Origin of the sequence: Homoserinimonas aerilata (assembly GCF_006716125.1) — a bacterium.
GTDB classification, from domain to species: domain Bacteria; phylum Actinomycetota; class Actinomycetes; order Actinomycetales; family Microbacteriaceae; genus Homoserinimonas; species Homoserinimonas aerilata.
Map to the genome: position 1 here is coordinate 381,161 of NZ_VFOM01000001.1, position 26,254 is coordinate 407,414.

The following is a 26,254-nucleotide window of genomic DNA, read 5'->3' on the forward strand; positions in this document are numbered from 1 at the left end:
TCCGCTTTACCATCATGTGCTACGCGTTTGTGGCGCTGGCCTGCTCTTTTGATCGTCCCCTGCGGAAGCTCCGCAGGGGACGATTCTCTTTGCGTGGGTGCATGAGCGTCGATGGTAAGTGGCCTCGGAGGGCCTGTTCTGGATCGGGTTCGAGTCGTTCGACGGGCGGTCCCTCGGTCCGAGCGCTGACTCAAAAATCGCTCCGACTCAATATTCAGTGCTTGGGACATCAGCCTTTCTTGACATACCGTCCATGCTTCCGAGTGCAACCAGCGGAGGCCGCAGTTACTGGCTGAGTCGCCAGTGTCTCCGGGTGCCTGGTGGAGATGCTGGCGACTGCGAGAGCGAGCCGTGACCGGGGCTAGATGCCATAGGTGGTCAGGTCACACCGGCTCCTGCGGCTCCTGCGGCTCCTCGGGATGCGCCATATGGAGCAGCTCGGAGACTCCTTCGCAGGTCGTCGATAGCCTCGAGCTGTGAAGACCATGGAGCAGCAGCGGATGGAGCGCTTTGAGCGCACGTTCTATGAGAGAGACATCGACTCGACCTACCTCGAGTTATACCGCCGGGAGGAGGTCCTGCCCCGCGCCTTTGCCTACATCCACGCTGGCCTCGACGTCGAGTTCAAGCACATGAACTACAAGGCCCGTGGCGGTAGCAGCGGACACTTCAATGCTGACAACTCGAGGAGCTTGCTAGGTCTCATCGACCTTTTGACCGAAGCCCGCACGATTCTCAACAAGGCCGGTCACTCGCTGACCATGTCTCCCGAGTACCAGCGGGTCATCGAGAACGCGCCGGCGTGGCTCGTTGACAGCGGAGGGAGCCCCATCCCTGAAGGCTTCACTCCCGTCGAGGTCGAAAGCTACTCGCCAGTCTTCAGCCTTGGTGACCAAGCCGTACCAGTGTCCGATTCCCGCATGGTGAAGCTGACGCCCATCGGTGAAGGTGCATTCGCCTTGGTTCATCGGTTCACTGATCCGAACTACGGCATGACCCTGGCGAGGAAGAAGCTCAAACCCGGTGCTGATGATCGGGAGAAGGAGCGCTTCCGCCGGGAGTTCGAGCTGATGAAAGAGCTTCAGTTCCCGTATGTCCTTGAGGTCTACAACTTCAAGGAGTCGGACTGGTCGTACACCATGGAACACTGCGACACCTCGCTGGAGGACTACGTCGCGAAACGCAACAACCAGCCAAGCTTCGGCCCGACCACCCGCAAGCGAATCGCGCTGCAGTTCCTCTACGGCGTTAATTTCATCCACTCCAAGGGGCACTTCCACCGGGATCTGAGCACCAGAAACGTCCTGCTCCGCACCTTCGGCGGTTCAGCTGTGCTGGTTAAGCTGTCCGACTTCGGCCTGGCCAAGCTCAAGGGCTCCGAGTTCACAATGACTGAGACCGAACTCAAGGGTACGAAGATCGATCCAGCTCTCGGCTCGTTCAAGGACTTCGCTGCGGTCCATGACATCTTCGCGGCTGGCTTCGTACTGCAGTACATCTTCACTGGGCGGAAAAACATGGGGCGGAACGATGCAACTCCGATCGAGCAGATCATCCACAAGTGCGTCGATTCTCGGCCTGAGCGGCGCTACCAGTCGGTGATGGAGCTGATCGCTGATGTTGAGGCTCTGGATGCGACCGTAACTAGCGAAGCCCCGGCGTAGATTGACCCGCCATAGCGTGCCGACGTTGGCATTCGATCCTAATCGATTGCCTCAACAACGCTGGGGTTCACTCTGGCAGGTCTCGTTCTGCCAGAGTGCGAGTGATCTCGTCCCACTGGGAGCTCGCGATCAATTGGCGGTGCCTGCGCAAGGCGGTCTGCCATGACCCGAACTCTGCTGGGAGCTCGCGCCACGTGATGCCAGTGCGGATCTTGTAGAGAGCCGCGTCGACGATCGTACGTACGTCAGCGCGTGGCCGCCCGCGGCGAGGACCCTCTTCTGCGTGAACGATGTGCTTGATCCAGCTCCATTGATCATCTGTAAGTCGTTGATACTCAGGGTGGAGACCTTCGGTGTCGCTGCTGTCGTCACCATCCTTCGCCTGATCATCGATTCGCACGGCTTTGACCACGCCGCGGATGACAGCGCATTCGGTGCATTGGACGGTTGGTTCAACATAGCGAGGGGAGTGCCCGGCCAAGGTCTCGACGTGCTGGCAGGTCAGTTCCACGCGCCAGGTGGCGCTGCGGTCGATATTCAATGAGGATGGGTATAGGAGCTGTCGGAGCTCATCGCGCTGAGCTGGCGAAAGCGGCGGGAACGGGCAACACAGGTGGCAGTGCTCCACCCTGTTGTCCTGGAGACGCCAAACACCCATGTTGCATGCCGCGTGCTCGGCTCGGAACTCGGCATTGTCGGCGTCGATCAGTGCAAGGCTCTCTTCATCAGTCCCCAGGTCTGCCTCACCGAGAAGGGCGCGCCCACAGGCGCGGCATGGCTCGCCCGCTGCATAGCCTTCGTACGTCAGTTGGGGGTCGATTCCTGCCCATTCCCTCCGCTTTGCCTCCTCTGCTTGGGCCCACGATTCCGAGAGCAGTGCCCTACTGCGCGGTGTGTGCAGGACGCGGGGGAGGGCTGTCGGGCTGTCCTCAGGAAACGGTTGCGAATCGGGCATCGTCACGCTCTCCTTCGAGATCTGATGCGGTCGCTGCGTGAGTCGCGCTCAACTTACCCTGACCGCAATCGGAAGCGATCACTTCCTGGAAGTCATGACTACCAGATCTGGGATGTGATGTGTGACGGAACCGCTGAAGATGGTGCTCGGAGCGCAGGTCTTGCGTATGGGCTGTCGCTGGAGGGTCTTGCCGAACAGCTCGGAGTGTCGAGGTCGGACCTCGAGGATTAGTCGGCAGGGCCTGCGACGTATGGCTCGTCGCCTGCATCCAGGTTGGAGTCGCCGAAGTGCTCGGAATGCGCCTGAGCATCGAGTACTGCTTGGCGTGCCTGCTGTGCAAGGTCGTCGATGTAGCGCTGGCAGGCAGTCCGGCAGTCCTCGTCATCCTGGATCTCAAGGATTTCGACAACCCTGGGCTTGCCAATGCGGATGCCGCGAGAGAAGCCTTGAGGGGTGCTGACCTCGATGTAGGCCTCTTCGTGGCCGGAGTCATCTGTTCGCAGGCCTAGCTTCATCTCAGCGGGCGCGTCCTGGGGGATGGGCCTGCTGGCAGCACGCATCGCCGCGTGGCCGATGTTGCTCTCGTTGATGCTGAAGAACGGGCCGATCATTGTTTCCTTGCCTCCTCGAACGGGTCGATTGCGCTCTGTGCGGCATGCACTATGCGGACGAAAACGATATGCATTCCGAGGCTGGCCGCGCCGACGTTGGTGTCGAGCGGCAGTCACTGCCGCACTCGGAGCACGTCCTATGTGCCCGGCCCTTCGGCGCGCGCAACGGCACACCATCCGGACCATTGGGGTCGTTGCACTCTGTGCGTTGAGTTTAGTCGGCTTTGGCGGCGCAACAGGAAGCGATAAGTACCTGGAACGGATCGGTTCCTGTAGGGAGCCTTGAAGTGTGGCTACTTCCCTCAAATCGACTCTCGGCACGCAAGTGCGGAAGGTGCGACTCTCCCGAGGGCTGACGCAGGAGGTTCTCGCAGAACAGCTGGGTGTCACACCTCGCTACCTTGCGGGCATCGAGCGCGGGGAACGGAACCTCACCCTGGACTCCGTCGATGCCTTGGCGAAACAGCTGGGGATCGAGACGCAGTCTCTGTTGCTTGTCTCCTAGCGACGAACGTCAAGTATGTGGCAACACCGGATTTTTCAACGACATCCTTCGGGAGTCGACCGACGTCCGTGCGTTTCCGTAGAGCCCCGGCACTGCGCGACGCCGACAATGAACACTGCGTCCGCCCCTTCACCAACGAGCGGGGCGAAAGAACGCGTGAGTTGAGCTCGTTGCAGGCTCGAGTGTCGGTGCCGCCAAGTAGGCTCGGGAGCGTTCACACAGGCGTGAGAAAGAGGTCGCATAGTGAAGCTGAAGTCGTTCCGGGTGTCCCGGTATAGGAACGTGCTGGACTCGGGTGAAGTGCTGGTGGAAGGTGACGTCACCACCCTGGTCGGCATGAATGAGTCGGGCAAGTCCACGATGCTCGACGCCCTCTATCGGCTCAATCCGGTCTACGGCGACAAGTTCGTCGAGCTCGACGACTACCCGCGCTGGCGACGTAGCCGCGATAGCCGCAACGAAGACCTGCAGGAGCTCTCACCGATCGATGCGACCTTTGAGCTGGACCAGGAGGACCTTGAAGCGTTGGAGGAGGCGCTAGGGGAGGGCGTCATTACACCCGGGGCAGTTCAGGTCGGTCGACGCTACAACGACAGTCATTGGGTGAGCGTCGAGGTTGATGAACTGCGTTTCATACGCAATGTGCTCGACGGACATCGCGATGTCGAGGCTCTTACCGAGACGCATGAAACTGTCGCGTCACTCAAGGCGGCTCTCACAGCTCTCGTCAAGGAGGAGGCGGCAGCGGCTGCCACAGCCGCCGCCGAAGCTTCAGAGGAAGAACCAAGCCCGGCGGAGAAAGTTCCTGGCACTCCCACCCGCGACGTGCTTGATCGCATCACTGATTCCCTTGGCGCTGACGGAAGTCCTGGATCGGTGGCGCAATCTGCGATCTGGTCGAGACTGCCGAAGTTCTTTCTGTTCACCGACTACCAGAGCCTCGAGGGCCGGGTAGACGTGTCTGAGCTGAAGACGCAGTCAGATGAGCGTCCGGGTGCCTCGCCGAAGCAGACCGCTCGCGCGCTGCTGAAGCTCGCGAACACCGACGTGAACGCTATGACTGACTCGAACTTCGAGTCGAGCACGGCAGAGCTCGAGTCGGTCTCCAATGACCTGTCCCGGGAGATGAAGGAGTACTGGAGCACAAACCCGGAGTTGCGCATCAAGATCATGACCGAGCCGGAGACGGTCTCTAATCAGCAAGGTCAACACAGCGTCGTACGGTACCTGAACTTCCGTGTCGAGGACCGGAAGCATGATTTCACCAACAACTTCTCGCGCCGCTCGTCGGGCTATCGGTGGTTCTTCTCGTTCCTTGCCGCGTTCAGCGAGTTCGAGACCCGTGAGAGCAACGTCGTCATCCTGCTCGATGAGCCGGGTCTCACGTTGCACGCAAAGGCCCAGCGAGACTTTCTGCGCTTCATCAACGCGCGGCTCGCGCCCGCAGGCCAGGTGCTCTACACCACACACTCGCCGTTCATGGTCGACCAGATTGAGCGAGTTCGCGTTGTCGAGGACCGCGGCGAGGACATCGGCTCCGTGACCACGTCCGAGGCCCTAGAAGTCGGGGATGACAGTGCGTTCCCGCTCCAGGCAGCCCTCGGCTACGACCTGACGCAGAACCTCTTTATTGGTGAACGGAACCTGCTCGTCGAGGGGCCATCTGATCTGGCGTTCTTGGACTTGATCAGTCGTCGGTTGCGCGATCTCGGACGCGAGGGCGTGGACGAGCGGTGGCGCATCCTGCCGGCAGGTGGATCGTCCAACGTGCCGGCGTTCGTCTCGCTCCTCGGCCGCAAAGTGTCTGTCACCGTGCTGCTGGACTCCGGGACAGAAGGCGGCGGGAAGGTCGAAGCCGCCATGAATGCGAACAAGATCGACAGCGATCGCATCGTTCTCGTCAGTTCTGTCCTCGAGCAGAAGCACGCCGACATCGAGGACCTTTTCTCCGCCGATGACTACATCGAGCTCTACAACGCGGCGTTCGGCAAGCAGCTCAATGCCAAGGACTTGTCCAACCACCATGAGCGCATCTTGAAGCGTTTAGAGAACTCTGGCGAGCCGAAGTTCGACCATTGGCGTCCCGCAGAGGTCCTCTTGCGAGACCCCGCCCGTGTAGAGAAGCTCTCCGAAGTTTCGTTGGCCAACTTCGAAGCGCTGGCGCAGAAGCTCAACGCCACCCACGCGTGACACTCAGGCTGCCGCAGGTTGGTCTGTGCCGGAACGCGGTCGAAGTTCGCGTCAGTATGCAAAAAGCGCCTGGCAGATCGGTATTCTTGTCAGCTTCGCGGCATAACTTCTCCAAAAGTCTGACAGCAGTGCAGGACAGGGTGAAGCCAGTCGTCAGTGGGAACGCCGCTCGAAGCAGTGGCTAGGTTGGCCATCGTACGAGCCGCGCGTCAAAGAGGAGTCTCGTCATGAGCCTGAAGGATGAACTGGATGCGTACGTCCAGAAGACCGTCGACGAGCAGTGGGTGCGTCGCGCAGGTCAGAAGGTGCCCGACACCGATGACCTCCCCCTAAAGAACCTTGCCGTGGAGCTCGACGCAACGGTCCTCTACGCGGATCTTGCGTCGTCGACGAAGATGGTCAAGGGTTACAAAGACTGGTTCGCCGCAGAGATCTATAAGAGCTACCTCTACTGTGCTGCGAAGATCATTCGGTCGAGGGGTGGCACCGTTACTGCCTACGACGGGGACCGTGTCATGGGCGTGTTCATCGGTGATTCAAAGAACTCTGAAGCCGCTAAGTGCGGGCTGCAGATCAACTGGGCATCCAAGAACATCGTGGCAGCGAAGATCGCCGAGAAGTATCCGAAGAGCACCTTCGTGCTCAAGCAGCGAGTTGGTATCGACACCTCGAAGCTTTTCGTCGCTCGAACAGGCATCCGAGGTAGTAACGACTTGGTGTGGGTCGGGAACGCGGCAAACAATGCGGCGAAGCTGGCCGCGCTCGATCCTCGTTACCCGACCTACATCACGGCCGATGTCTACAGCAGGCTGAGCGAGACCTCGAAACTCGGGGGCGACCCGAAGCGGAACATGTGGACCGACCTGGGTGCCACCGCCATGGGCTATCAGATCTACGGGTCGACGTTCTGGTGGTCGGTCTAACGCCTGACTTCAGCCGAGGTCGCTGATCCACTCGTCCATCGGCGGGATGATGGGATTCCCCTGGTACACAGTTCCGACGCCGGACGTCCACTTCGGCTGGAGTAGGCCCTTGTTGTTCTCGTTGAGATTTGAGTAGAAAACGTCGCCGACGACGATCGGGCTCGATCCCCAGCCACGCCCTGCCAGGTGCGCCAGATGGGCCGCCCTGTTGACGACGTCCCCCATGTACACCACATCGTTGATCGTGCTGCCGATGTAACCCGCCTTGATCATGAGGACGCGCCCGTACTCAACGCCGATGCCGATGCTGAGCTGGGTGATCCCCGCCTTCTCGTAGTGGTGGTTGAGGAGCTTCAGGAGGGTATTGGCCTGCGCCGCGATAGCGAAAACATCGTCGATGTGGTTGACCTGGGTCGTCTTGTAGGAGGCCCACACGCAGTCGCCGACGATATTCACTTCGCGCACGTAGAGATCGGAGTTCAGGACTGCGACCATCTCCGAGATGAACGACCGATAGATCTTCGCAAGAACGGGCCGCTTGTGCTTCGAGGTCAGTCCGGAAGAGTCTCGAATGTCAATGAAGATTGCCGAGCACATTCCGTAGAAGCCGTTCGCGAATGTGAGCTTGTCCCGGTCGGGGAGTCCGTCCACCTCCTCGTATGCTCCCGCCGGCTGATCCAGGATCGCTTTGATTCGGGCCGAGCTGGCGGTCCAGTCGTATGGTCTGTAGTTGCCGTCCATCTGCGTCTCAGCTGTTCGTGGTTCCGATAACGAGGGTCAGGGCCGCGATCGCGGCACCTGCCGCGAGTGCGCACCGGATGGCCCACTTTGCGGCGGCCGCCTTCACTGTGGCAATGCGCGCATTGACATGGATCTGATCTGCAAGATCCTTCGTCAGCTCGACAGGGTCGGAGGTCAGGGTGTGGAGCACTTCGCTGTACTCCTGCCGCTTGCCCCGATAATTTCGATCGATGCTGGCGAAGAATAGTCTGTTGATCGCGTCCCGATCTGCATCTTTATCCTTCACCCGCGGTGTCAGCGTCCATCCACACAAAGCGCCCGTGATGATGAGCAAGAGACACGCGATGACAACCAGACTGTCGAACGCCGTAGCCCGATGAGTGAAGTCCTTTGTGAGGTTGAACGTCATCGTCGCCATCACTCCAGTGAAGGCCAGTGTCACACCGGCCTTCGCGTCCGAGTGGCGGATCCATTCGTTCATCAACGCGAGTGTCTTCCACGCATGGTCCGGGTTCGGCTCGGGAGGGCTGACGGACATGGGTAAGCCGTGCGGATGGCCCTCGGTGGACCGTCGTCTACTGCGCCAGGACGGCATTCGAAACATGGCTCCAGGCTACTAAGGAAGACCCATGCGCCGCGGGATCCTCGGTTGCACGAGTGTCTCGACTCCGAGATGCGACTAGCCTGTCGCGAGTCTGAGCTTTCGGGCGACGCACTCGGACGCCTCGTAGTCGGGATGAATATCGCGACCAGATCCATCGAGCCCGCCGCATCGCAACACGCGACGACGGCCTCGATGGCATAGCCATAGCGACTCCGGCTTCACTTCGCGCTGCATCAGCGGGAGGCCAGCTGCGCGCCCTTGGTCAAAGGGTCGGGGTGAGCTCCCCACCCTGTCTACTTCAGCGTCGATCAGCCCTGTGGATGACCTCGCCGAGCTCAACTGTTAGCCTGGTCTCAGGCTCTCCACCTCGCACAGATCTACCCACTGCTTGGTGCTCCTCACACTAAGACTCCAGGTCAGACTCCCTGTGATCGATCATGGGCCAGCCTTAGCACCTAAGGTTCCGAAATCACCGGAACTCGGTAACTCGGTGGAGTTCCGTTTCAACGTGTAGCCGGAAGTCGTCTGGTTTTCTATCTCGAGAGAATCGACAGCGTCGATGTGACCTGCATCCTGCACCAACGCATGGATGCGACACAGCATTCGTAGGCGGCGTCTATGCCGGCTCGGTGAGCGCGGCGGCGTAGTTGCGCATCGAGCGCTGGTAGCGGGGCAACGTTTCTAGCTGCGCTTCGATGGCGACCTGTAGGGCTTCGTCCTTGTGCCCGGCACTGTGGAGGGCCAGGGCCAACACGATGCGGGGTGCGGAGCCGGTCGATTCGTGAGTCGGGGCGGCTCGCAGCACAGCGATTGCCTCTTCGAGGCGACCGAGATTGCGCAGTGTCGATCCGTACTGGACGGCGAGCTGCGCATGCCGAGCTTCGTCGAGGCCGAGCTCGAGAGAGCGCTCGTACTCTGCGCCGGCCTCGGTTTCGAATCCCATTGAGTCGTACATGCCGGCGAGTTCGAACGCCGCCCTGCCATCGGTGGCAGGGCATACCTCGGTCAGTTCGCGCATTGCTGTGACGCCGTCATTGCGATCAAACGAGTCGAAACGCATCCAGAGATCGGCGATCGATGCTTCCCACTGTTCGATCGTCACACTCATGGCGCCAATCCTGTCATGCCGACTTCGTGCAACGCATCGCAGCAGCCGGCTGAGCAGGCCCACCGGATGCTCATTCCACGCTAATGATCTGACCGTTTCGAGGGAGCCCACCGTCGATGGTGAACGGCACCGCCTGCGCGCTCTGCGCATCCAGTCGGTCGATGACCTGCAGGTGCAGGTGGGGTTCTGTGCTGTTGCCAGAGTTGCCGCAACGGCCCAGCGCATCCGCCTGCTTGACGCGTTGTCCTCGAGCGACGGTGATGCTGCCCTGCTGCAGGTGGCACAACACGACCACTGGCCCGCCGTCGGTTTCGATCATCACGTGGTTGCCGCTCAACGACGTCCAGCCCTCGGACGCTCTCTGCCGTTGGGTCACGGCGTAGCGCACCGACGGGAGCCCCCGGAAGGCGTCGTGGTCTGGTTCGGAGTCGAGGATGGCGACGATTGTGCCCGCCACCGGAGCCAGAATGGGGCGACCGAAACCGGGGAAATTCGACGCCGGTTCGGTTCGGAGCAGCGCTGCGAAGGTGAACGGCGCGGTGCGACCCTGGTCATTCACGGGCACGAAGTCAATCGCGTGGGATGTGCCGTAGAGCGCCGTTCCGTGGCTGGGTACCCGGTTTGCGGGACTGTTCTGGGTCATCCACCGCCCCCTGAAGGGGTAGGCAAGATTGAGCGTGGCGCACATGGGCGGACTCCAGGTGGTGAAGCGCGGGCGACGCATTTGTTCCGGCGGGCAGAATTTGCTGAGTCTATGACCTCGACGAGACCGGCTCAATGACCAAGGCTCGCCTGTCGAGGGCGTGCACGGGTGAGTCTGATCCGGATGCGATGGCGATATCCTGACCGCAGGTCATCGTTGAGCAGGCGGAAGGAACTCTGTGCCCATCCATCTGCCTGAAGCGCTCATTCCGGTGGTACTCAAAGCCCGACGTGCGAACCAGCCGTTCGTGACTGAGGCGGGAGCCCACCAACGCATTCGCGAGCGCTTTCTGCGCCCCGTGCCGTATAGCCCACCGGCGCGTCTGGATGGTGTGCGTGTCGACCGCAGGATGTCCGACCCGTCCGGGTGGCCCGTCTATGACGTGGAGCCGATCGGCGCTGCGCCACGTGCATCCGTCGCCGTGTATGTGCACGGTGGGGGTTGGGTCAATGAGATCACCGGTCAGCATTGGCGGTTGATCGCCCGCATCGCGCGTGAGACGGGCCAGCGCGTCGTCGTGCCCGTCCATCCGCTCCTCCCTCTCGGCGCCGCGCGGCAGGTGCGCGACGGTGTTGCCGAACTGGCCCGCGTCGAACGTGATGCTGGCCGCGAGGTGCGGCTGGCTGGCGACTCCTCCGGCGGCCAGATCGCGCTTTCTGCGGCGCTGAAGCTTCGCGATGACGGGGTGACCATCGCATCCACGACGCTGTTGTCACCGGCACTGGATCTGACATGGAGCAACCCGCGGATCGATGCGGTGCAGCCCAGCGATCCGTGGCTGGGTCGGCCCGGCGGGAGGGTGCTGGCGCAGGCGTGGCGGGGCGAGGACGAGCTGGACGACCCTGCGGTCAGCCCGCTGTTCGGGAGCATGGCCGGGCTGGGGCCGCTGACGATCCTCTCGGGCACGCGCGACGTACTGAATCCGGATGCCCACGTGTTGCGAGAGAAGGCGCAGGATGCCGGTGTGCCGGTGGCATGGCACGAGGCGGAGGGGCAGCTGCACGTGTATGCGCTGCTGCCGACGCGGGCGGGCGAACAGGGCGCGCGCGTCATCGTGGAGAGCCTTCGACCGCGTTGATCGTGCCTGGCAACGGTTGACGGTTCGAGCGGAGAGCGCCAGCTCGTCATGTGCCGGGGACGCCTCAGAAGGGAAGGGTCCTCGCATACTGCGGCGGCATCCGTGGTGCTCGTGACCTCCGCCACCGTACCAAGGCGGGCCTTGCCCCAGCATCCCCAACCGCGAGGCGTTTTCGGCGAAATGAGGTCGCCGCTGCGGGCTCATTTCGCCGAAAACGCCTCGTCACGGTGCCAGTCGCGAGGCTGCGTGTCGAGGACGGCAGCGCCGAGTCTTCCTGTGCGCGCGCATCCGGAACTGGGAATCGACAATGAACACGTCCACGGAATGACTCGCCGCGTGGCCGATCGCGTTCATCATCACGATGTTCGTGTGGCCCCTGTCGTCTGGTTCAACCACTGGTGCGGGCCGGTGTGAGCACGATATCGCCCGTACCGCCACAATTGGCTCATGGTCGATAGCTCTTCGAGGGTCGCGGTGTGTGGCCCCGCGTCGTGGAACCACCTGATTCACCTCGATCGCCTGCCGGAGCCGGTTCCGCACATGCAGTTCGCGACACGCTCGGTGCACACGGTCGGCGGTACCTCGGCGGGCAAGGCGCTGCATCTTGCCACGCTGGGTGTCGACGTCGAGCTGCACGCGCTTCTGGGGAGTGACGGTGACGCCGGGAGTATCGAGCGCGCCCTTCGCGACAGTGGCGTGCGGCTGGTGCGCCACCACTCGACTGAGACGGAGCGCCACGTCAACCTCATGACGGAGGCCGGCGGGCGTGTCTCCCTCTACGTGTCGACGCCGTCGACTCCGACACCGGATGCGGTGGCCCGGATGCACGGCCACCTTCGCGAGGCCGACCTTGCGATAGTCGACCTGAGCGAGCTGGGGGCGTTGCTCCTCGCCGGCCGTGATGAGCCGGACGGTTGGAGCACCCCGGTGTGGACCGACCTCCACGACTATGACGGGGTCGCTGAGTTCCATGAGCCGTTCCTTCGCGCCGCCGATGTGGTGTTCATGAACGACGACAAGACGGACGACCCGTGGTCTCTCATGCGGGAGTGCATTTCGAAGGGGCCGCGCCTGGCCGTGTGCACGCTGGGCGCACGCGGGGCCATCGCACTGGATGCGATGGGCCGCCGGGCACAGGCGCCGGCCGTCGCCTGCACGGTGGTCGACACGAACGGCGCGGGCGACGCCTTCGCCGCAGGTTTTCTGAAGGCGTCGCTGGAGGGTGCCGACACCGAGCGGTGCCTGCTCGCGGGCGCAGAACAGGCCGTGGTCGCGCTGTCGACGGACCACCTGCATCCGTCGCTCGGCGACTGATCAGGCGCAGTGTCTGCCTGAGCATTCCGATTACCCTCGTCACATGAGCCGCTACAGCAACCCCGGAGTCGTCGAGTTCGATGCCGTCCTCGAGCGGTCGGATGCTCGTGGCTCTTCCGCCTATGTCGCTTTTCCTCACGACGTGCGCGAGCTGTTCGGCACGGGTGGTCGGGTCCCGGTGGTCGCCACATTCGACGGGGTGCCCTATCGCGGCTCGCTGGTCACCTATGGCGGGCCGCACCTGATTCTGGTGTTGGCGAGCATCCGGGAGTCGATCGGCAAGGAGCCCGGTGACACCGTGCATGTGACGATCGCGCTCGATGAGGAGCCTCGACTCATCGAACTCGATGAGGATGTCGCCGCCGCCTTCACCGCGGCGGGTGTCACGGATGCTTTCCGTGCGATGTCGTATTCGCATCAGCGCGAATACCAGCAGTGGATCGTCGGGGCGAAGCGCGAGGAGACGCGCGCTCGCCGCATCGCGAAGAGCATCGAGCTGATCGGCGCAGGAGCACGCCTCAAGGGCTGAGCGTCTGGCCCCGCGAAAAACGAGGAGCTTTTCTGCGATCGACGCGGGATCGAGGAGTGCTGCCGCGGAGAAAGGCAGATTCTCCTCGTTTTCTGCGCAGCGCATCCGGTGACTCGCGACGTGCTCGCGTGGGTTCCTGACGACGCCTCCTGAGGAGTCGCAGCGGCCCACGGGCCGTGCACCCGTCGGATGCCACGGGTAAGCTTTGTGTGGCCCTGCGGCATCCGTGTTGGCGAGTAGTTGAGAGAGCGCAGTGAAATGGTTTCGTCGTCGGCGACGGGTCACGATGACACCGTTCGACGCTTCGATGCTGCCTGAGCGCACTCCTCTCAGTTTTGAGGGTGCGGTCGAGGAGGGTCTCATGCTGGCCGAGTATGCGAGCCGTATGCGTGTGAAGAATCACATCGTGGTGGGCGCGATCACTTCGGCTGAGACGTTCGATCCGTCGAACTATCTGGATGATGCGCGTTCGGTGTTGGCGTCGCTTTCGGCTGAGTCGACTCTCGCGGCGGAGCGTCTGGCCCGCGAGCTGCGTGCTGCTCAGCAGATGTATGGCAGCGCTGAGCATGCCCATGATTACCAGTCGGCGGATGCGAGCAATCTGAAGCGCCGCGAGGCGGTCGCGTTGGCGTTGGCGAAGCGGTTGGGGGAGCGGCGCAGCGACGACGAGTATCTTCTGGGGCTCATAGAGCATGCGCGTGAGGACGCTTGGCATGATGTCGCGCGGGCTGTGGAGGAGTCTCTCGACCGCTCCAACATTGTGGTGGATGCCGACTATGAGAGGCAGCGGGAGCAGCGGATGGCCCTGCTTGTTTCCGAAGATCTGGCTCGCCTGGCGGGGGAGACGGCGAAGGGCTGAGGCTTCTCGGGCACCACCCGGGCTTTCTGTTCTGCTGCTGTGTGCCCTACACTGTGGCAGGTCCCCCCGTATGGGGGAGGTCTTGTTGTCGGCTCCAGCGTTACCCGAGGCGCCGCTCGTCAGCAATGGAGTTTTCCCGTGGGAGATACCCGTCCCTATTCCCGTGATCGCCGGCGGCATATTGCGCCTGGCAGGAACGGTCGTCCGCCGCGCCGTCTTGCGCTGCCCATCACCGCGTCCGTCGCCGTGTTGGTGCTGATCGGTGGTGTCGGCGCCGCCTGGTCGCAGGCTGGCTTCGGTGGCATGTTCGCTGAGGGGGCGGGTTGTCGCGACAACGCCGAGTCGGTTGTGGTTGTTGCCGATCCGTCGATTGCGCCCACGTTGACTGCTGTTGCCGCGGAGTTCGATGTGGCGTCTGAGTCGTGTGTTGTGACTGAGGTGCGTTCGCAGGATTCGGCTGACACGGCCGCGATGCTCGCCTCGAATGCGGCGTCGGGGGCGGATGCCTGGGTGCCTGATTCTGAGATGTGGCTGCAGCGCATGGAGAGCACCGCCGCGTCGTTGGGCCGTTCGGCGCCCTCCGTGCAGGTGGGCGACCCTGTTGCGAGTACGCCGGTGGTGTTGGCCGCGCCTGCGGCTCGGGCGTTGGATTTCGCGTCGCAGCCGCCGAGCTGGACTGCGGTGATCGCGGGCACTGTCTCTGCTCTGCTGCCCGACCCGGAGGGTTCGGCGGCGAGCCTGTCGGCGTTGGTCGCGTTGAGTGAGCGTGCGTCTCAGGAGGACCCGCGCCAGTTGGCGGGCACCCTGATTGCGCTGGGGCGCAGCATCCCGGAGTCGGCGGAGAGCGCGTTCGATTCGGCGGCGAGCGCACCGGCGCCGACGGTTGTTGTCACGACGGAGCGGCAGGTGGCCGCCCACAATGGTGCCGAGCCGGCCACTCCTCTGGTGGCGCTGTATCCGAGCGATGGCACGAAGTCGCTGCACTACCCGTTCGTGGTGTTGGATGCCGCGGGTGGTGTTGTGAAGGCCACGCAGGAGCCGAGCGTTGAACCGTTCGATCGCGGTCAGCATCTCGCGGATTTCGCGGAGGCGGTGCGGGCGGCGAGTGACACGCTCGCTGCTCAGGGGTTCCGGGATGGTTCAGGCGGTGGTGAGCTCGCCGTCAGTGGTGTGCTCGCGTGGCCTGCCGAGACGTCACCGGCGGCCGACAGTACGCAGCAGGTGGAGTTGCTGCGCTCGTGGGGTGTGCTCAATCTGCGCTCGCGCATGCTCGCGGTCATCGACGTGTCGGGTTCCATGTTGGAGCCGGCGGGTGGCGGGTTGCGTCGCATCGATGTCTTCCAGCGTGCCGCGGTGGGGGCCATGCAGAAGTTCTCGGGCGAGGTCGAGATGGGTGTGTGGGTGTTCTCCACGAACCGTGTCGGCAATCAGGATTGGGAGGATCTCTCTCCGATCGAGCCGCTCGGCAACCCGGAGCACACCGCGCATATCGCGGGCATCATCCAGTCGCTGCCGCAGTACATCCGGGGCGATACGGGTCTCTACGACACGGTGCTGGCGGCGGTGCAGCGGGTGCGTGACGGTTACGACCCGTCGAAGGTGAACTCGGTGCTGTTGTTCACGGACGGCAAGAACGATGACAAGGTCACGATCGACCTGCAGACGTTGCTCGCGCAGTTGGCGGCGGAGGCCGACCCGCTGAAGCCGGTTCCGGTCATCCTGATCGGGTTCGGGCCGGATGCCGACATCGATTCGATGACGCAGATCGCGACGGCGACGGGCGGCGCCGCCTATTCGGCGAACCAGCCGGATGATCTGGGTCGCGTGCTCGTCGACGCCCTCTCTCAGCGCGGTTGCCGCCCCAACTGCTAGCCCCCGGGACTGTGACTGCCGACCGCACGGATAGCCGTGCGGTCGGCAGTTTGGCTTGGCTGTGGCGCAAAACCTTGTTTGACTGGGTGCTTCGGCAGCCGTTGTCGGGGAATGAGCACAGCAGATGATCGAGTTCCGCAACGTGTCCAAACGCTTCGCCGATGGCACGCTGGCGGTCGAGGACTTCTCGCTGGTGCTGCCGTCGCACATGACGACGGTGTTCGTGGGTTCGTCGGGTTCGGGCAAGACGACGCTGCTGCGCATGGTCAATCGGATGGTCGAGCCGACGTCGGGTCAGGTGCTCATCGATGATGTGGATGTCGCCGAGCTGGATCGTGTGAAGCTGCGGCGCAGCATCGGCTATGTGCTGCAGGCGGGCGGGCTGCTCCCGCATCGCAGGGTTGTCGACAACATCGCGACGGTGCCCATATTGAATGGTGTGAAGCGCTCGAAGGCGAGGGCGGATGCTCTGCTCCTGCTCGACACGGTGGGTCTGGACCGCGAGCTGGCCGAGCGCTACCCGAGCCAGCTTTCGGGCGGCCAGCAGCAGCGGGTGGGGGTGGCGCGTGCGCTTGCGAGTGATCCGAACATCCTGCTCATGGATGAGCCTTTCGGCGCGGTCGACCCGATTGTGCGGGCCGAGTTGCAGGTGGAGCTGAATCGCCTGCACGATGAGCTCGGCAAGACGACGGTCTTTGTGACGCATGATGTGTCGGAGGCGTTTGCGATCGCCGATCAGGTGGTCATCATGAGGCAGGGCGGTCGGATCGCCCAGGTGGGTACCCCCGCGGAGATTCTGGCGGCGCCGGCTGACGACTTCGTGGCCACGTTCATTGGGGCCGACAGGGATGCGCGGCGGCTGCATCTGGAGGAGCGGCCGGATGGCGCGACGATCGTTGTCGATGGTGACGGCCGCCCGGCCGGTCTGCTGGTCGACGACCCGCAGGGCGTCTGATGGAGTGGACGATCGCGAATTTCGGCCTCATCTGGGAGCTGACGCTCAATCACGTTCGGCTGAGTGTCATCCCGATCGTGTTGGGGCTGCTGATCGCGGTGCCGCTCGGCTGGCTGGCGAACCGCAATGCCGCGCTGCGGGTGATCACGATCTCGGGTGGGAGCCTGCTGTTCACGATTCCGTCGCTGCCGTTGTTCGTGATCCTGCCGTATGTTCTGGGCACGCGGGTGACCGATGAGACGAATGTGATTGTGGCGTTGACGATCTATGCGGTCGCGGTGATGGTGCGGTCGGCGGCGGATGCTCTGGCTGCGGTGCCCGTGTCGGTTCTGCAGTCGGCCTCTGCGATGGGGTTCTCTCCGTGGATGAGGTTCTGGTCGACGGAGCTGCCCTTGGCCGGCCCGGTGCTGTTGGCGGGTCTGCGCGTCGTCTCGGTGAGCACGATCGCTCTTGTGTCGGTGGGCGCGCTGGTCGGTTCGCGCAATCTCGGCTACCTGTTCACGAATGGCAAGCAGCGCGACTTCCTGGAGGAGATCCTGGTGGGCATTGTGGCGACGCTGGTGATCGCGGTCGTCTTCGATGTGGTGTTGGTGCTGTTGGGGCGCATCCTGATGCCGTGGCAGGCGGTGGTCGCCGCGCAGCGCGGCGTCGTGGCTGTCGGGAAGGCGGCCTGACATGGAGTTCTTTCTCAGCGCGATCGCCTGGATCTTCGACCCGGCCAACTATGCGGCCGGCTCGCTGAGCCCGCTGCCCATCGGTGACCGCATCGGCGAGCATCTGCTGTACACCTTGGTTGCTGTGCTGCTCGCATCCGTCGTCGCTCTTCCTCTGGGTTTGTTCATCGGTCACACGGGTCGGGGCCGCCAGTTCGTGATCGCTTTCACGGGTGGCATGCGCGCTCTTCCGACGCTGGGTCTGCTGATGGCGTTGTTCGTGATCATCGGCATGTGGGCGCCGTTCACGATCACGGGGGTCGTCGCGTCGATCGTGTCGTTGGCGGTGTTGGCGGTGCCGTCGACGTTGGCCGGCGCGTATTCGGGTGTGGAGGCGGTCGACCCGGTGACGGTGGATGCGGCGCGCGCGAACGGCATGACGGAGTGGCAGATCCTGACGAGGGTGGAGGTTCCGCTGGCGCTTCCGCTCATTGTGGGAGGCCTGCGGGCGTCGGTTCTGCAGGTGATCGCGACGACGGTCATCGCTTCCTATATCGGTCTGGGCGGTATCGGCCGCATCATCTCGAGCGGTATCGGGCTGAACGACAATGACCGCATCCTGGGCGGGGCGATTCTGGTGACGGCGCTCGCGCTTGTCGTGGACGGCGTGTTCGCGCTCGTGCAGAGGCTGCTGCGGGGGCCTGGCGCGGTTGGTGCGGGCCGGATGCGGCGGGAGCGAAATATCTCGGAGCAGGCGCGTGTTGCCGTTTAGCGGGCGCGCCTGCTGTCTCGGCGCTGCCAGTGAAATGTCAGTGGCGGAGACCACAATGGGCCGCGTACGCCGGTGATCTGCGGTGCGGCGGCGGTGAAGACGATGATGAATGAGGATGAGAGATGATGAGAACACGCTCGACCACACTGATCGCTGGGGCTGCTGCGGCAGTGGTGGCGTTGGGCCTCGCTGGCTGCGCCACGTCTGATCCGACCGGCTCCGGGGGTGATGCGGGGGAGTCGATCACGATCGGTTCGTTCGCTTTCTCCGAGAGCGAGATCCTCGCTGAGATCTACGCGCAGGCGCTCGAGGCGGAGGGTTTCACGGTGGAGCGTTCGCTCAATCTGGGCCCGCGCCAGACGACGATCCCGGCGCTCGAGGATGGCTCGATCGACCTGATCCCCGAGTACAACGGCAATCTGCTGAGCTTCTACGATGACGCCAACGCGGCTCGCACGACGGAGGAGGTCGACACGGCGGCGGCTTCGGTGATCCCTGAGGAGTTCCAGTTGTTGGCTTCTTCTCCTGCGGAGGACAAGGACGCCTATGTGGTGACGCGGGCGAAGGCCGAGGAGTTCGGGCTGTCGTCGATCGCCGATCTGGCGAAGATCGAGCCGTTCACGCTGGGCGCGAATCCACAGTTCACAGAGTTCAGCTACGGACTTCCGGGTCTGGCTGACGTCTACGGCATCGCGGATGTCGCCTTCCAGCCCATCGAGGACTTCGGCGGTGCCGACACGGTGAAGGCGCTCGTCGATGACGCGGTTCAGGTTGCCGACATCTACACGACCTCACCCGATCTTGTTGCGAAGGATCTCGTCGTTCTTGACGACCCTGAGCACATCATCGCGGCGCAGAACGTTGTTCCGCTGATCAACCGCTCCGCCTACAGCGCGAAGCTGGAGCAGGTGCTTGACGCGGTTTCGGCCAAGCTGACGACGGATGACCTGATCGCCCTGCGCGAGCGGGTCGAGGGCAGCGAGAAGGCGCAGGCGGATGTCGCGGCGAAGGACTGGCTGACGGAGGCCGGCCTGATCTAGCGGTCGGCCCTGTCGGCGCTGGTTCTTCGGGCGGCCGCCCTTGCTATGCTGTCCCCACAAGTGAAGATCGGCCGTACACGATGCGGGAGAGTCCGGGGCATCCGCCGCCGGCACCGAAGGAGCAAGCCTCTCCGCAAATCTCTCAGGTTCCCGTACCGCATCGCCCAGGCCACTCTGAAAAGTGGATTGCTTCGCAATCCGGATTGAGGAGCAATGGCGCGCAGCGGCATTGCTTGAGAAGAGATCGCGCAGCGATGCCACCAGTATCGCGGCCGTCTCGAAATCTGGAACGAGCAGTCCCGCCCACGGTGAAAGCCGGCCCACAGGCCGGTGAAACTCTCAGGCCGGATGACAGAGGGAGAGTTCTCGCGCCTCAGCCGCCTGGTTTTGGAGAACTCATGACCGATCGCACCGCCGTCTCATCCGCCGACACTTCTCGGCTCAGCCCGCTGCATGACATCCATGTGGAGGCGGGCGCCTCGTTCACTGATTTCGCTGGCTGGCAGATGCCGGTGCGCTATTCGAGTGAGCTCGAGGAGCATCATGCCGTGCGCACTGCGGCGGGGCTTTTCGATCTGTCTCATATGGCGGAGATCATCGTCGCAGGGCCGGAGGCGGGTGCGGCGCTCGATTTCGCTCTCTCGAACCGCGTCTCGGCCACCGCCGTCGGGCAGGCGAAGTACAGTCTGCTGCTGTCGGCTGAGGGCGGCATCGTCGACGATGTGATCGTGTACCGCACCCACGAGAATCGTTTCGGCATTGTCGCCAATGCGGGCAACCGTGCCGCAGCAGCGGGGGCACTCTCGGCACGGGCGAGCGGTTTCGACACGACGGTTGTCGACGAGAGCGATTCGTTGGCCCTCATCGCCGTGCAGGGGCCCGCAGCGTTGCGGGTTCTTCAGGATCTTGCCGGGCTCGAACTCGATCTGCCTCTCGGTGAGTTGCGCTACTACCGTTCGACGGTCGCACAGTGGGCGGGCAACGAGGTGCTGCTCGCGCGCACCGGCTACACGGGCGAGGACGGTTTCGAGCTCTATGTGGTCAACGCGGTGGCGCCGCGGCTGTGGCGTGAGCTGATCGAGGCGGGTGCCCCGCACGGGCTCGTCCCTGCGGGTCTCGCCTGCCGCGACACGCTGCGCCTGGAGGCGGGCATGCCGCTGTACGGGCACGAGCTGGGCCTCGATGTGCGCCCTGCCGAGGCCGGTCTGGGCCGCGTCGTCACGCTCGACGGCAGCAAGGGTGACTTCGTGGGCCGTGAGGCTCTCGAGGCGGCGGAACAGACTCCGGATGCTCTGGGCCGCGTCCTCGTCGGCCTGCGTTCCGAGGGGCGCAGGGCTGGCCGTGCCGGCTATGCGGTGCTCGACGGCGACCGCGTGGTCGGTGAGGTGACGAGCGGCGCGCTCAGCCCCACTCTCGGCCACCCGATCGCGATGGCCTTCGTGGAGGCCGGCAGCGCACAGCCGGGCACTGAGCTGGCGATCGATGTGCGCGGCAAGGCGATGCCCGCATCCGTCACCGAGCTCCCCTTCTACAGGCGCCCGAAGCCGGGCGCCCCGAACCCCGACACCGCCAAGCCCGACACCCCCAGCAGGAACACCGCGACAGGAGACGCATCATGAGCAACACCCCCGAGAATGTGCAGTTCACCGCCGAGCACGAGTGGGCCCGCATCGACGGCGACCTGCTCACGGTCGGCATCACCGTCTACGCGGCCGACAAGCTGGGCGAGGTCGTCTACGTGGACCTGCCCGAGGCGGGTGCGACGGTTGCGCGCGGTGCCGTCATTGCCGAGGTCGAGTCGACCAAGTCGGTGGGCGAGATCTTCGCCCCCGTCGATGGCACGATCGTCGAGGTGAACAGCGCCGTCGTAGACAGCCCCGAACTCATCAACGACTCCCCGCAGGGCGACGGGTGGCTGTTCACGGTGCGTGTTGCCGGTGATGACGCCATCGCGGCCGCCGGTTTCATGGACGCCGAAGCCTACGCCGCCCTGACCGAGGCGTAGACGGATGGGCTTCGAGACCCACGGCGCGTTCGCGTCCCGTCACATCGGAACCACGGGCGTCGACGACGAGCAGGTCATGCTCGCGGCGGTCGGCTATGAGAGCGTCGAGGCGCTCGTGCAGGCGGCGGTGCCGCAGTCGATCCATGTCGACCCGATCGCGAACTCCACGATCCCGCCGGCCGCGAGCGAACGTGAGGCGCTCGCCGAGCTGCGCGTCATCGCCGGCTACAACCGGGTGCGTCGCTCGATGATCGGTCTCGGCTATCACGACACGGTGACGCCGGCCGTGATCAAGCGCAATGTGCTCGAGAACCCCAGCTGGTACACCGCGTACACGCCGTACCAGCCGGAGATCTCGCAGGGCCGCCTCGAGGCGCTCATCAACTTCCAGACGATGGTCTGCGATCTCACCGGACTCGACACCGCGAACGCGTCCATGCTCGACGAGGGCACGGCCGTGGTCGAGGGGATGCTGTTGGCGCGTCGCGCGTCGAAGTCGGCGTCGAATGTCTTGGTCGTGGATGCGGATGCGTTGCCGCAGACGAAGGCGCTGCTCGCGAACCGTGCAGAGGCCGTCGGTATCGAGCTGGTCGAGCTCGCCCTCAGCGATGGCGCGGAACTTCCCGAGGCGTTCGGTGTCTTCGTGCAGTACCCCGGGGCATCCGGTCGCGTCTGGAATCCCGCATCCGTCATCGCCGCAGCGAAGGAGCGGGGCGCGCTCGCCGTTGTCGCCGCCGATCTGCTCGCGCTGACCCTCGTGACGAGCCCGGGTGAGCTCGGCGCGGATGTTGCGGTGGGCACGAGCCAGCGTTTCGGCGTGCCCATGGGCTTCGGCGGCCCACACGCCGGCTACATGGCGGTGCGCAAGGGGCTCGAACGCCAACTGCCGGGTCGCCTCGTGGGCGTCTCGAAGGACGCGGACGGGCATCCGGCCTACCGCCTCACGCTTCAGGTGCGCGAGCAGCACATCCGCCGCGAGAAGGCGACCTCCAACATCTGTACCGCACAGGTGCTGCTCGCCGTCATGGCCTCCATGTATGCCATCTACCACGGGCCGCACGGGCTCAGGCGCATCGCAGAGCGCGTGCACGAGACAGCGCGGGGCTTCGCGGAGGCGCTCACCGGGGCGGGCTTCGAGCTCGCGGGCGAGCACTTCTTCGACACCGTGCGCGTGCGCGTGCCCGGCCGCGCCGACGAGATCGTGGCCGCCGCGCTGGAGCGGGACATCCTGCTGCTGAGGGTCGACGCCGACACGGTCGGGCTGAGCTTCGACGAGGCGAGTCTCGACCGCATGCCCGGAACGGACCTCGTGGCCGAGCTGCGCGCGGTGTTCGGCATCGAGCGGGCCGCGGGCTCGGCCCGGGGGAGTGCCGTACCCGCAGAGCTGCAGCGCGAGGTCGACTATCTGACGCATCCGGTGTTCAACACGCACCGCTCCGAGACCAGCATGATGCGGTACCTCAAGTACCTGGCCGACAAGGATTACGCGCTCGACCGGGGCATGATTCCGCTCGGCTCGTGCACCATGAAGCTCAATGCGGCCACCGAGATGGAGTCCATCACGTGGCCCGAGTTCGCGAACATCCACCCGTTCGCGCCGGTCGGTGACGTGCAGGGCTACCTCGTTCTCACGGGGCATCTCGAGTCGTGGCTGGCCGAGGTCACCGGCTATGACACGGTCTCGCTGCAGCCGAACGCGGGCAGCCAGGGCGAGCTCGCCGGCCTTCTCGCCATCCGTGGCTACCACCGCGCCAACGGCGACCTCGAACGCACGGTCTGCCTCATCCCGTCGAGCGCGCACGGCACGAACGCGGCCAGCGCTGTGCTCGCGGGTATGCGCGTTGTTGTCGTCGCCTGCGATGAGCTCGGCAATGTCGACCTCGCCGATCTTCACGCCAAGATCGACGAGCACCGCGAGCAGCTGAGTGCGCTCATGGTCACCTATCCGTCCACGCACGGTGTGTACGAGCACGAGATTCGGGCGATCACGGATGCGGTGCATGAGGCGGGCGGGCAGGTCTACGTCGATGGCGCGAACCTGAACGCGCTGCTCGGCTATGCGCGCTTCGGAGACTTCGGCGGCGACGTCAGCCACCTGAACCTGCACAAGACGTTCTGTATTCCGCATGGCGGCGGCGGCCCCGGTGTGGGTCCGGTCGCAGCGAAGGCGCACCTGGCAGCGTTCCTTCCCGGGCATCCGATGGCCCAGTCAGCGCAGCATCCCGCCTTCGATGTCGGCACCGGAGCGCAGGGGGAGTTCGTGCACGGTGGCGGACCGGTGAGCGCCGCGCCGTACGGAAGCCCGAGCATCCTGCCCATCAGTTGGGCGTACGTGCGGATGATGGGAGCTGAGGGCCTCAAGCAGGCCACCGGCGCTGCGGTGCTCGCCGCGAACTATGTGGCGGCGCGGCTTCGCGCGCACTTCCCTGTTCTGTATTCGGGCGACAACGGTCTTGTCGCCCACGAGTGCATCCTCGACCTGCGGCCGCTCACGGCCGAGACGGGCGTCACGGTCGACGATGTCGCGAAGCGGCTCATCGACTACGGCTTCCATGCCCCCACGATGAGTTTCCCGGTTCCGGGCACCCTCATGGTGGAGCCGACCGAGAGCGAGGACCTCGCCGAGATCGACCGCTTCATCGACGCGATGATTGCGATCAGGGCGGAGGCGGATGCTGTGGGTCGCGGCGAATGGCCGGCCGACGACAACCCGCTGCGGGGGGCGCCGCACAGCGCCGAGTCCGCCTTGGTGGGCGAGTGGGCGCACCCGTATTCGCGTGAGGTTGCGGTGTACCCGGCGACGTTCGGCCTGTCTGGTGTGGAGCGGGTGCGGGCCGTGCACGGCAAGTATTGGCCGCCGGTGCGTCGCATCGACAACGCGTACGGTGACCGCAACCTGGTCTGCGCGTGCCCGCCGCCGAGCGCCTTCGAGTAGCGCGGGCGGTCTCGAGACTGCCGCGCTGGAGCGCGGCACCTCGACCAGCAGCAACAATCCTGCTGGTCGAGGGATCGCCTCTTCGGACTCAAACCCCGCTGGTCGAGGGATCGCCGTCTACGGCGATCGTCTCGAGACCGGCCGCACGAGAGACATCCTTCCTCAGTGCGATGTGGCTTTCTCTGCTCCGTGCCCGGTGAGCGAGCGCACCTCCATTTCGGCGGCGACGGCGGGGTCTTCGCGCCGGCTGCTGGTGATGGTGCCCAGCCAGCCGAGGATGAAGCCGAGCGGGATGGAGATGATTCCGGGGTTGTTGAGCGGGAACCAGGAGAAGTCGACCCCGCTGAACATGGATGTCTCGCCGCCGGATACGACCGGTGAGAAGACGATCAGCAGGATGGCCGAGCTGAGCCCGCCGTACATGCTCCACAGGGCGCCGCGGGTGTTGAAGCGTCGCCAGAACAGCGAGTACAGGATGGTCGGCAGGTTGGCTGAGGCGGCCACCGCGAAGGCGAGTGCGACGAGGAACGCGATGTTCTGCCCCTGTACTCCGATGCCGCCGACGATGGCGAGGATGCCGATGATGACGACGGTGATGCGCGCCACCTTCACCTCTGTTCCCGGTCCCGGCTTGCCCTTCTTCATGACGCTGGCGTACACGTCGTGTGAGAAGGATGCTGCGGCCGTGATGGTGAGGCCTGCGACGACGGCGAGGATGGTGGCGAAGGCGACTGCGGAGATGAGCCCGAGCAGTATGGGCCCGCCCAGTTCGAATGCGAGCAGCGGGGCGGCGGAGTTGACGCCTCCGGGTGCTGCCTTGATGGCATCCGCTCCGATGAGGGCGCTGGCGCCGTATCCGAGCACGAGGGTGAACAGGTAGAACGCGCCGATGAGCCAGATGGCCCACACGACCGAGCGGCGGGCTTCGCGGGCTGTGGGCACCGTGTAGAAGCGCATGAGCACGTGGGGAAGCCCGGCGGTGCCGAGCACGAGCGCGAGCGCGAGGGACACGAAGTCGAGCCGTGTGAGCTCGTTGATGCCGTATTGCAGGCCCGGGTCGAGCACGGCTTCTCCTCCGACCGCTGCGGCGGCGCCGAGCAGTTCGGAGAGGTTGAAGCCGTGCATGGCGAGCACCCAGATGGTCATGACGAAGGCGCCGGCGATGAGCAGGCAGGCTTTGATGATCTGCACCCAGGTGGTGCCTTTCATGCCGCCGACGAGCACGTAGATGATCATGAGGGCACCGACGACGGCGATGACGAGCGACTGCCCGAGTTCGTCGTTGATGCCGAGCAGCAACGAGACGAGTCCGCCGGCTCCGGCCATCTGTGCGAGCAGGTAGAACAGGCACACGACGAGGGTGGTTGCGGCGGCGGCGAGGCGCACGGGGCGCTGCTTGAGCCGGAATGACAGCACGTCGGCCATCGTGAACTTGCCGGTGTTGCGCATGAGCTCGGCAACGAGCAACAGCGCGACGAGCCAGGCGACGAGGAACCCGATCGAGTACAGGAATCCGTCGTAGCCGTTGACGGCGATGGCCCCGCAGATTCCGAGGAATGATGCGGCCGAGAGGTAGTCACCGGCGATGGCTGTGCCGTTCTGGGGGCCCGTGAACGAGCGCCCGGCGGCGTAGTAGTCGGCTGCTGTGCGGTTGTTGCGGCTGGCCCTCAGCACGATGACGAGGGTCACGGCGACGAAGCCGACGAAGATGGAGATGTTCAGGATGGGTTCGCCGATGCTGGTGCTTTCGGCGGCGGTGACGACGGATGCGATCAGGTCGGTGGCGCTCATCGGCGTGCCTCCTCGGCTTCTTCGAGTCCTTCACGGATCTCTGTGGCGATGGGGTCGAGCTTGCGGTTGGCGTACGAGACGTACCAGGTGGTGATCGCGAAGGTGGTCACGAACTGTCCGAGGCCGAGTAGCAGGCCGATGTTGATGTTGCCCCACACTCTGGTTGACATGAAGTCGTGTGCGTAGTCGGCGAGGAGTACGTAGGCGAAGTACCAGATGAGAAAGGCGATGGCGAGCGGGAACACGAAGCTTCTGTGTTGCCGCTTGAGTTGCACGAAGCGTGGAGAGTTCTCCACTTCGATGAAGTCGGTGGTGCCGGTCGGATGCGTCGGATTTATAGTTCCGTGGTCTGGGTTTCCGTGGTCTGGGGCTTCGTTGCTCATCAGGGTCCCTTGCCTTCGGCGGGAGTCGCATCCTGTGGGGCTGCGGCACGGCGTGCGTCATTGC

The 26,254-nt window shown here is 64.3% G+C and carries 25 protein-coding genes and 1 riboswitch; of the genes, 17 read left to right on the forward strand and 8 right to left on the reverse strand.

What is annotated here, in order from left to right:
- Nucleotides 1-485: 485 nt before the first annotated feature.
- Entirely contained in the window at nucleotides 486-1,664 is a 1,179-nt protein-coding gene (locus FB562_RS01805) for a protein kinase domain-containing protein (RefSeq protein WP_246081429.1), read from the forward strand.
- Between the two features lie 67 nt (nucleotides 1,665-1,731).
- Here the strand turns inward: FB562_RS01805 and FB562_RS01810 are convergent, their stop codons facing one another.
- Nucleotides 1,732-2,064, reverse strand: coding sequence for a transposase (locus FB562_RS01810; RefSeq protein WP_246081430.1), 333 nt, complete (start codon nucleotides 2,062-2,064; stop codon nucleotides 1,732-1,734).
- Here FB562_RS01810 and FB562_RS13750 point away from each other — a divergent pair.
- Nucleotides 1,948-2,208 (forward strand): hypothetical protein, encoded by a 261-nt coding sequence (locus tag FB562_RS13750; RefSeq protein WP_246081453.1) that lies wholly within the window; start codon nucleotides 1,948-1,950, stop codon nucleotides 2,206-2,208. The two genes, FB562_RS01810 and FB562_RS13750, sit on opposite strands and share 117 nt — an antisense overlap.
- Nucleotides 2,209-2,846: 638 nt before the next feature.
- Here FB562_RS13750 and FB562_RS01815 read toward each other — a convergent pair.
- Nucleotides 2,847-3,230: a hypothetical protein gene (locus FB562_RS01815; RefSeq protein WP_141879575.1), complete on the reverse strand. Its 384-nt coding sequence runs from the start codon at nucleotides 3,228-3,230 to the stop codon at nucleotides 2,847-2,849.
- A 325-nt stretch (nucleotides 3,231-3,555) separates the two neighbouring features.
- Between FB562_RS01815 and FB562_RS01820 the strand changes: the two genes are divergently transcribed.
- From FB562_RS01820 to FB562_RS01830, 3 genes are all read left to right on the forward strand, one after another.
- Nucleotides 3,556-3,735, forward strand: coding sequence for a helix-turn-helix domain-containing protein (locus tag FB562_RS01820; RefSeq protein WP_281284317.1), 180 nt, complete (start codon nucleotides 3,556-3,558; stop codon nucleotides 3,733-3,735).
- 243 nt (nucleotides 3,736-3,978) lie between these two features.
- Complete coding sequence (locus FB562_RS01825) at nucleotides 3,979-5,925, forward strand: AAA family ATPase (RefSeq protein WP_141879577.1); 1,947 nt, start codon at nucleotides 3,979-3,981, stop codon at nucleotides 5,923-5,925.
- Nucleotides 5,926-6,152: 227 nt separating this feature from the next.
- Entirely contained in the window at nucleotides 6,153-6,848 is a 696-nt protein-coding gene (locus FB562_RS01830; protein WP_141879578.1) for an adenylate/guanylate cyclase domain-containing protein, read from the forward strand.
- Between the two features lie 9 nt (nucleotides 6,849-6,857).
- Here the strand turns inward: FB562_RS01830 and FB562_RS01835 are convergent, their stop codons facing one another.
- From FB562_RS01835 to FB562_RS01850, 4 genes are all read right to left on the reverse strand, one after another.
- The gene (locus FB562_RS01835) at nucleotides 6,858-7,589 is read right to left on the reverse strand and encodes an adenylate/guanylate cyclase domain-containing protein (protein WP_141879579.1); all 732 of its coding nucleotides are present in this window, start codon (nucleotides 7,587-7,589) and stop codon (nucleotides 6,858-6,860) included.
- Nucleotides 7,590-7,596: 7 nt separating this feature from the next.
- Entirely contained in the window at nucleotides 7,597-8,193 is a 597-nt protein-coding gene (locus tag FB562_RS01840; protein WP_484133344.1) for a Pycsar system effector family protein, read from the reverse strand.
- 616 nt (nucleotides 8,194-8,809) lie between these two features.
- The gene (locus FB562_RS01845) at nucleotides 8,810-9,364 is read right to left on the reverse strand and encodes a tetratricopeptide repeat protein (protein ID WP_246081297.1); all 555 of its coding nucleotides are present in this window, start codon (nucleotides 9,362-9,364) and stop codon (nucleotides 8,810-8,812) included.
- Nucleotides 9,365-9,371: 7 nt separating this feature from the next.
- Entirely contained in the window at nucleotides 9,372-9,944 is a 573-nt protein-coding gene (locus FB562_RS01850; protein ID WP_246081298.1) for a M23 family metallopeptidase, read from the reverse strand.
- 409 nt (nucleotides 9,945-10,353) lie between these two features.
- Here FB562_RS01850 and FB562_RS01855 point away from each other — a divergent pair, with 409 nt between their 5' ends.
- From FB562_RS01855 to gcvP, 12 genes are all read left to right on the forward strand, one after another.
- A complete protein-coding gene (locus FB562_RS01855) occupies nucleotides 10,354-11,082 on the forward strand; it encodes an alpha/beta hydrolase fold domain-containing protein (protein ID WP_246081299.1) in 729 nt (242 codons plus the stop codon).
- A 447-nt stretch (nucleotides 11,083-11,529) separates the two neighbouring features.
- A complete protein-coding gene (locus tag FB562_RS01860; RefSeq protein ID WP_141879583.1) occupies nucleotides 11,530-12,396 on the forward strand; it encodes a carbohydrate kinase family protein in 867 nt (288 codons plus the stop codon).
- Nucleotides 12,397-12,439: 43 nt separating this feature from the next.
- Nucleotides 12,440-12,925: a YdeI/OmpD-associated family protein gene (locus FB562_RS01865; protein ID WP_141879584.1), complete on the forward strand. Its 486-nt coding sequence runs from the start codon at nucleotides 12,440-12,442 to the stop codon at nucleotides 12,923-12,925.
- Nucleotides 12,926-13,211: 286 nt separating this feature from the next.
- Nucleotides 13,212-13,784: a hypothetical protein gene (locus FB562_RS01870; protein ID WP_141879585.1), complete on the forward strand. Its 573-nt coding sequence runs from the start codon at nucleotides 13,212-13,214 to the stop codon at nucleotides 13,782-13,784.
- A 138-nt stretch (nucleotides 13,785-13,922) separates the two neighbouring features.
- On the forward strand, nucleotides 13,923-15,656 hold the full coding sequence (locus FB562_RS01875; RefSeq protein ID WP_141879586.1) for a VWA domain-containing protein: 1,734 nt from the start codon (nucleotides 13,923-13,925) through the stop codon (nucleotides 15,654-15,656).
- Between the two features lie 124 nt (nucleotides 15,657-15,780).
- Nucleotides 15,781-16,611 carry an ABC transporter ATP-binding protein gene (locus FB562_RS01880; RefSeq protein ID WP_141879587.1) on the forward strand — a complete coding sequence of 277 codons (831 nt, stop codon included), beginning with the start codon at nucleotides 15,781-15,783 and terminating at the stop codon, nucleotides 16,609-16,611.
- Nucleotides 16,611-17,285: an ABC transporter permease gene (locus FB562_RS01885; RefSeq protein ID WP_141879588.1), complete on the forward strand. Its 675-nt coding sequence runs from the start codon at nucleotides 16,611-16,613 to the stop codon at nucleotides 17,283-17,285. The genes FB562_RS01880 and FB562_RS01885 overlap by 1 nt, the downstream gene beginning before the upstream one ends.
- 1 nt (nucleotide 17,286) lies before the next feature.
- Nucleotides 17,287-18,036 carry an ABC transporter permease gene (locus tag FB562_RS01890; RefSeq protein WP_141879589.1) on the forward strand — a complete coding sequence of 250 codons (750 nt, stop codon included), beginning with the start codon at nucleotides 17,287-17,289 and terminating at the stop codon, nucleotides 18,034-18,036.
- A gap of 122 nt (nucleotides 18,037-18,158) precedes the next feature.
- Nucleotides 18,159-19,076 carry an ABC transporter substrate-binding protein gene (locus FB562_RS01895; RefSeq protein ID WP_141879590.1) on the forward strand — a complete coding sequence of 306 codons (918 nt, stop codon included), beginning with the start codon at nucleotides 18,159-18,161 and terminating at the stop codon, nucleotides 19,074-19,076.
- 73 nt (nucleotides 19,077-19,149) lie between these two features.
- A riboswitch (glycine riboswitch) is annotated at nucleotides 19,150-19,244 on the forward strand.
- 230 nt (nucleotides 19,245-19,474) lie between these two features.
- Nucleotides 19,475-20,695, forward strand: a complete 1,221-nt coding sequence (gcvT, locus tag FB562_RS01900; protein ID WP_141879591.1) for a glycine cleavage system aminomethyltransferase GcvT — start codon at nucleotides 19,475-19,477, stop codon at nucleotides 20,693-20,695.
- Nucleotides 20,692-21,081: a glycine cleavage system protein GcvH gene (gene gcvH, locus FB562_RS01905; RefSeq protein WP_141879592.1), complete on the forward strand. Its 390-nt coding sequence runs from the start codon at nucleotides 20,692-20,694 to the stop codon at nucleotides 21,079-21,081. Before gcvT ends, gcvH begins: the two co-directional genes overlap by 4 nt.
- Before the next feature lie 4 nt (nucleotides 21,082-21,085).
- Nucleotides 21,086-24,016 carry an aminomethyl-transferring glycine dehydrogenase gene (gene gcvP / locus FB562_RS01910; RefSeq protein WP_141879593.1) on the forward strand — a complete coding sequence of 977 codons (2,931 nt, stop codon included), beginning with the start codon at nucleotides 21,086-21,088 and terminating at the stop codon, nucleotides 24,014-24,016.
- A gap of 162 nt (nucleotides 24,017-24,178) precedes the next feature.
- Here the strand turns inward: gcvP and FB562_RS01915 are convergent, their stop codons facing one another.
- Together FB562_RS01915 and FB562_RS01920 are read right to left on the reverse strand one after the other, a co-directional pair.
- Nucleotides 24,179-25,807, reverse strand: coding sequence for a solute symporter family protein (locus FB562_RS01915; protein WP_141879594.1), 1,629 nt, complete (start codon nucleotides 25,805-25,807; stop codon nucleotides 24,179-24,181).
- The gene (locus FB562_RS01920; protein ID WP_141879595.1) at nucleotides 25,804-26,190 is read right to left on the reverse strand and encodes a DUF485 domain-containing protein; all 387 of its coding nucleotides are present in this window, start codon (nucleotides 26,188-26,190) and stop codon (nucleotides 25,804-25,806) included. The genes FB562_RS01915 and FB562_RS01920 overlap by 4 nt, the downstream gene beginning before the upstream one ends.
- Nucleotides 26,191-26,254 lie beyond the last annotated feature (64 nt).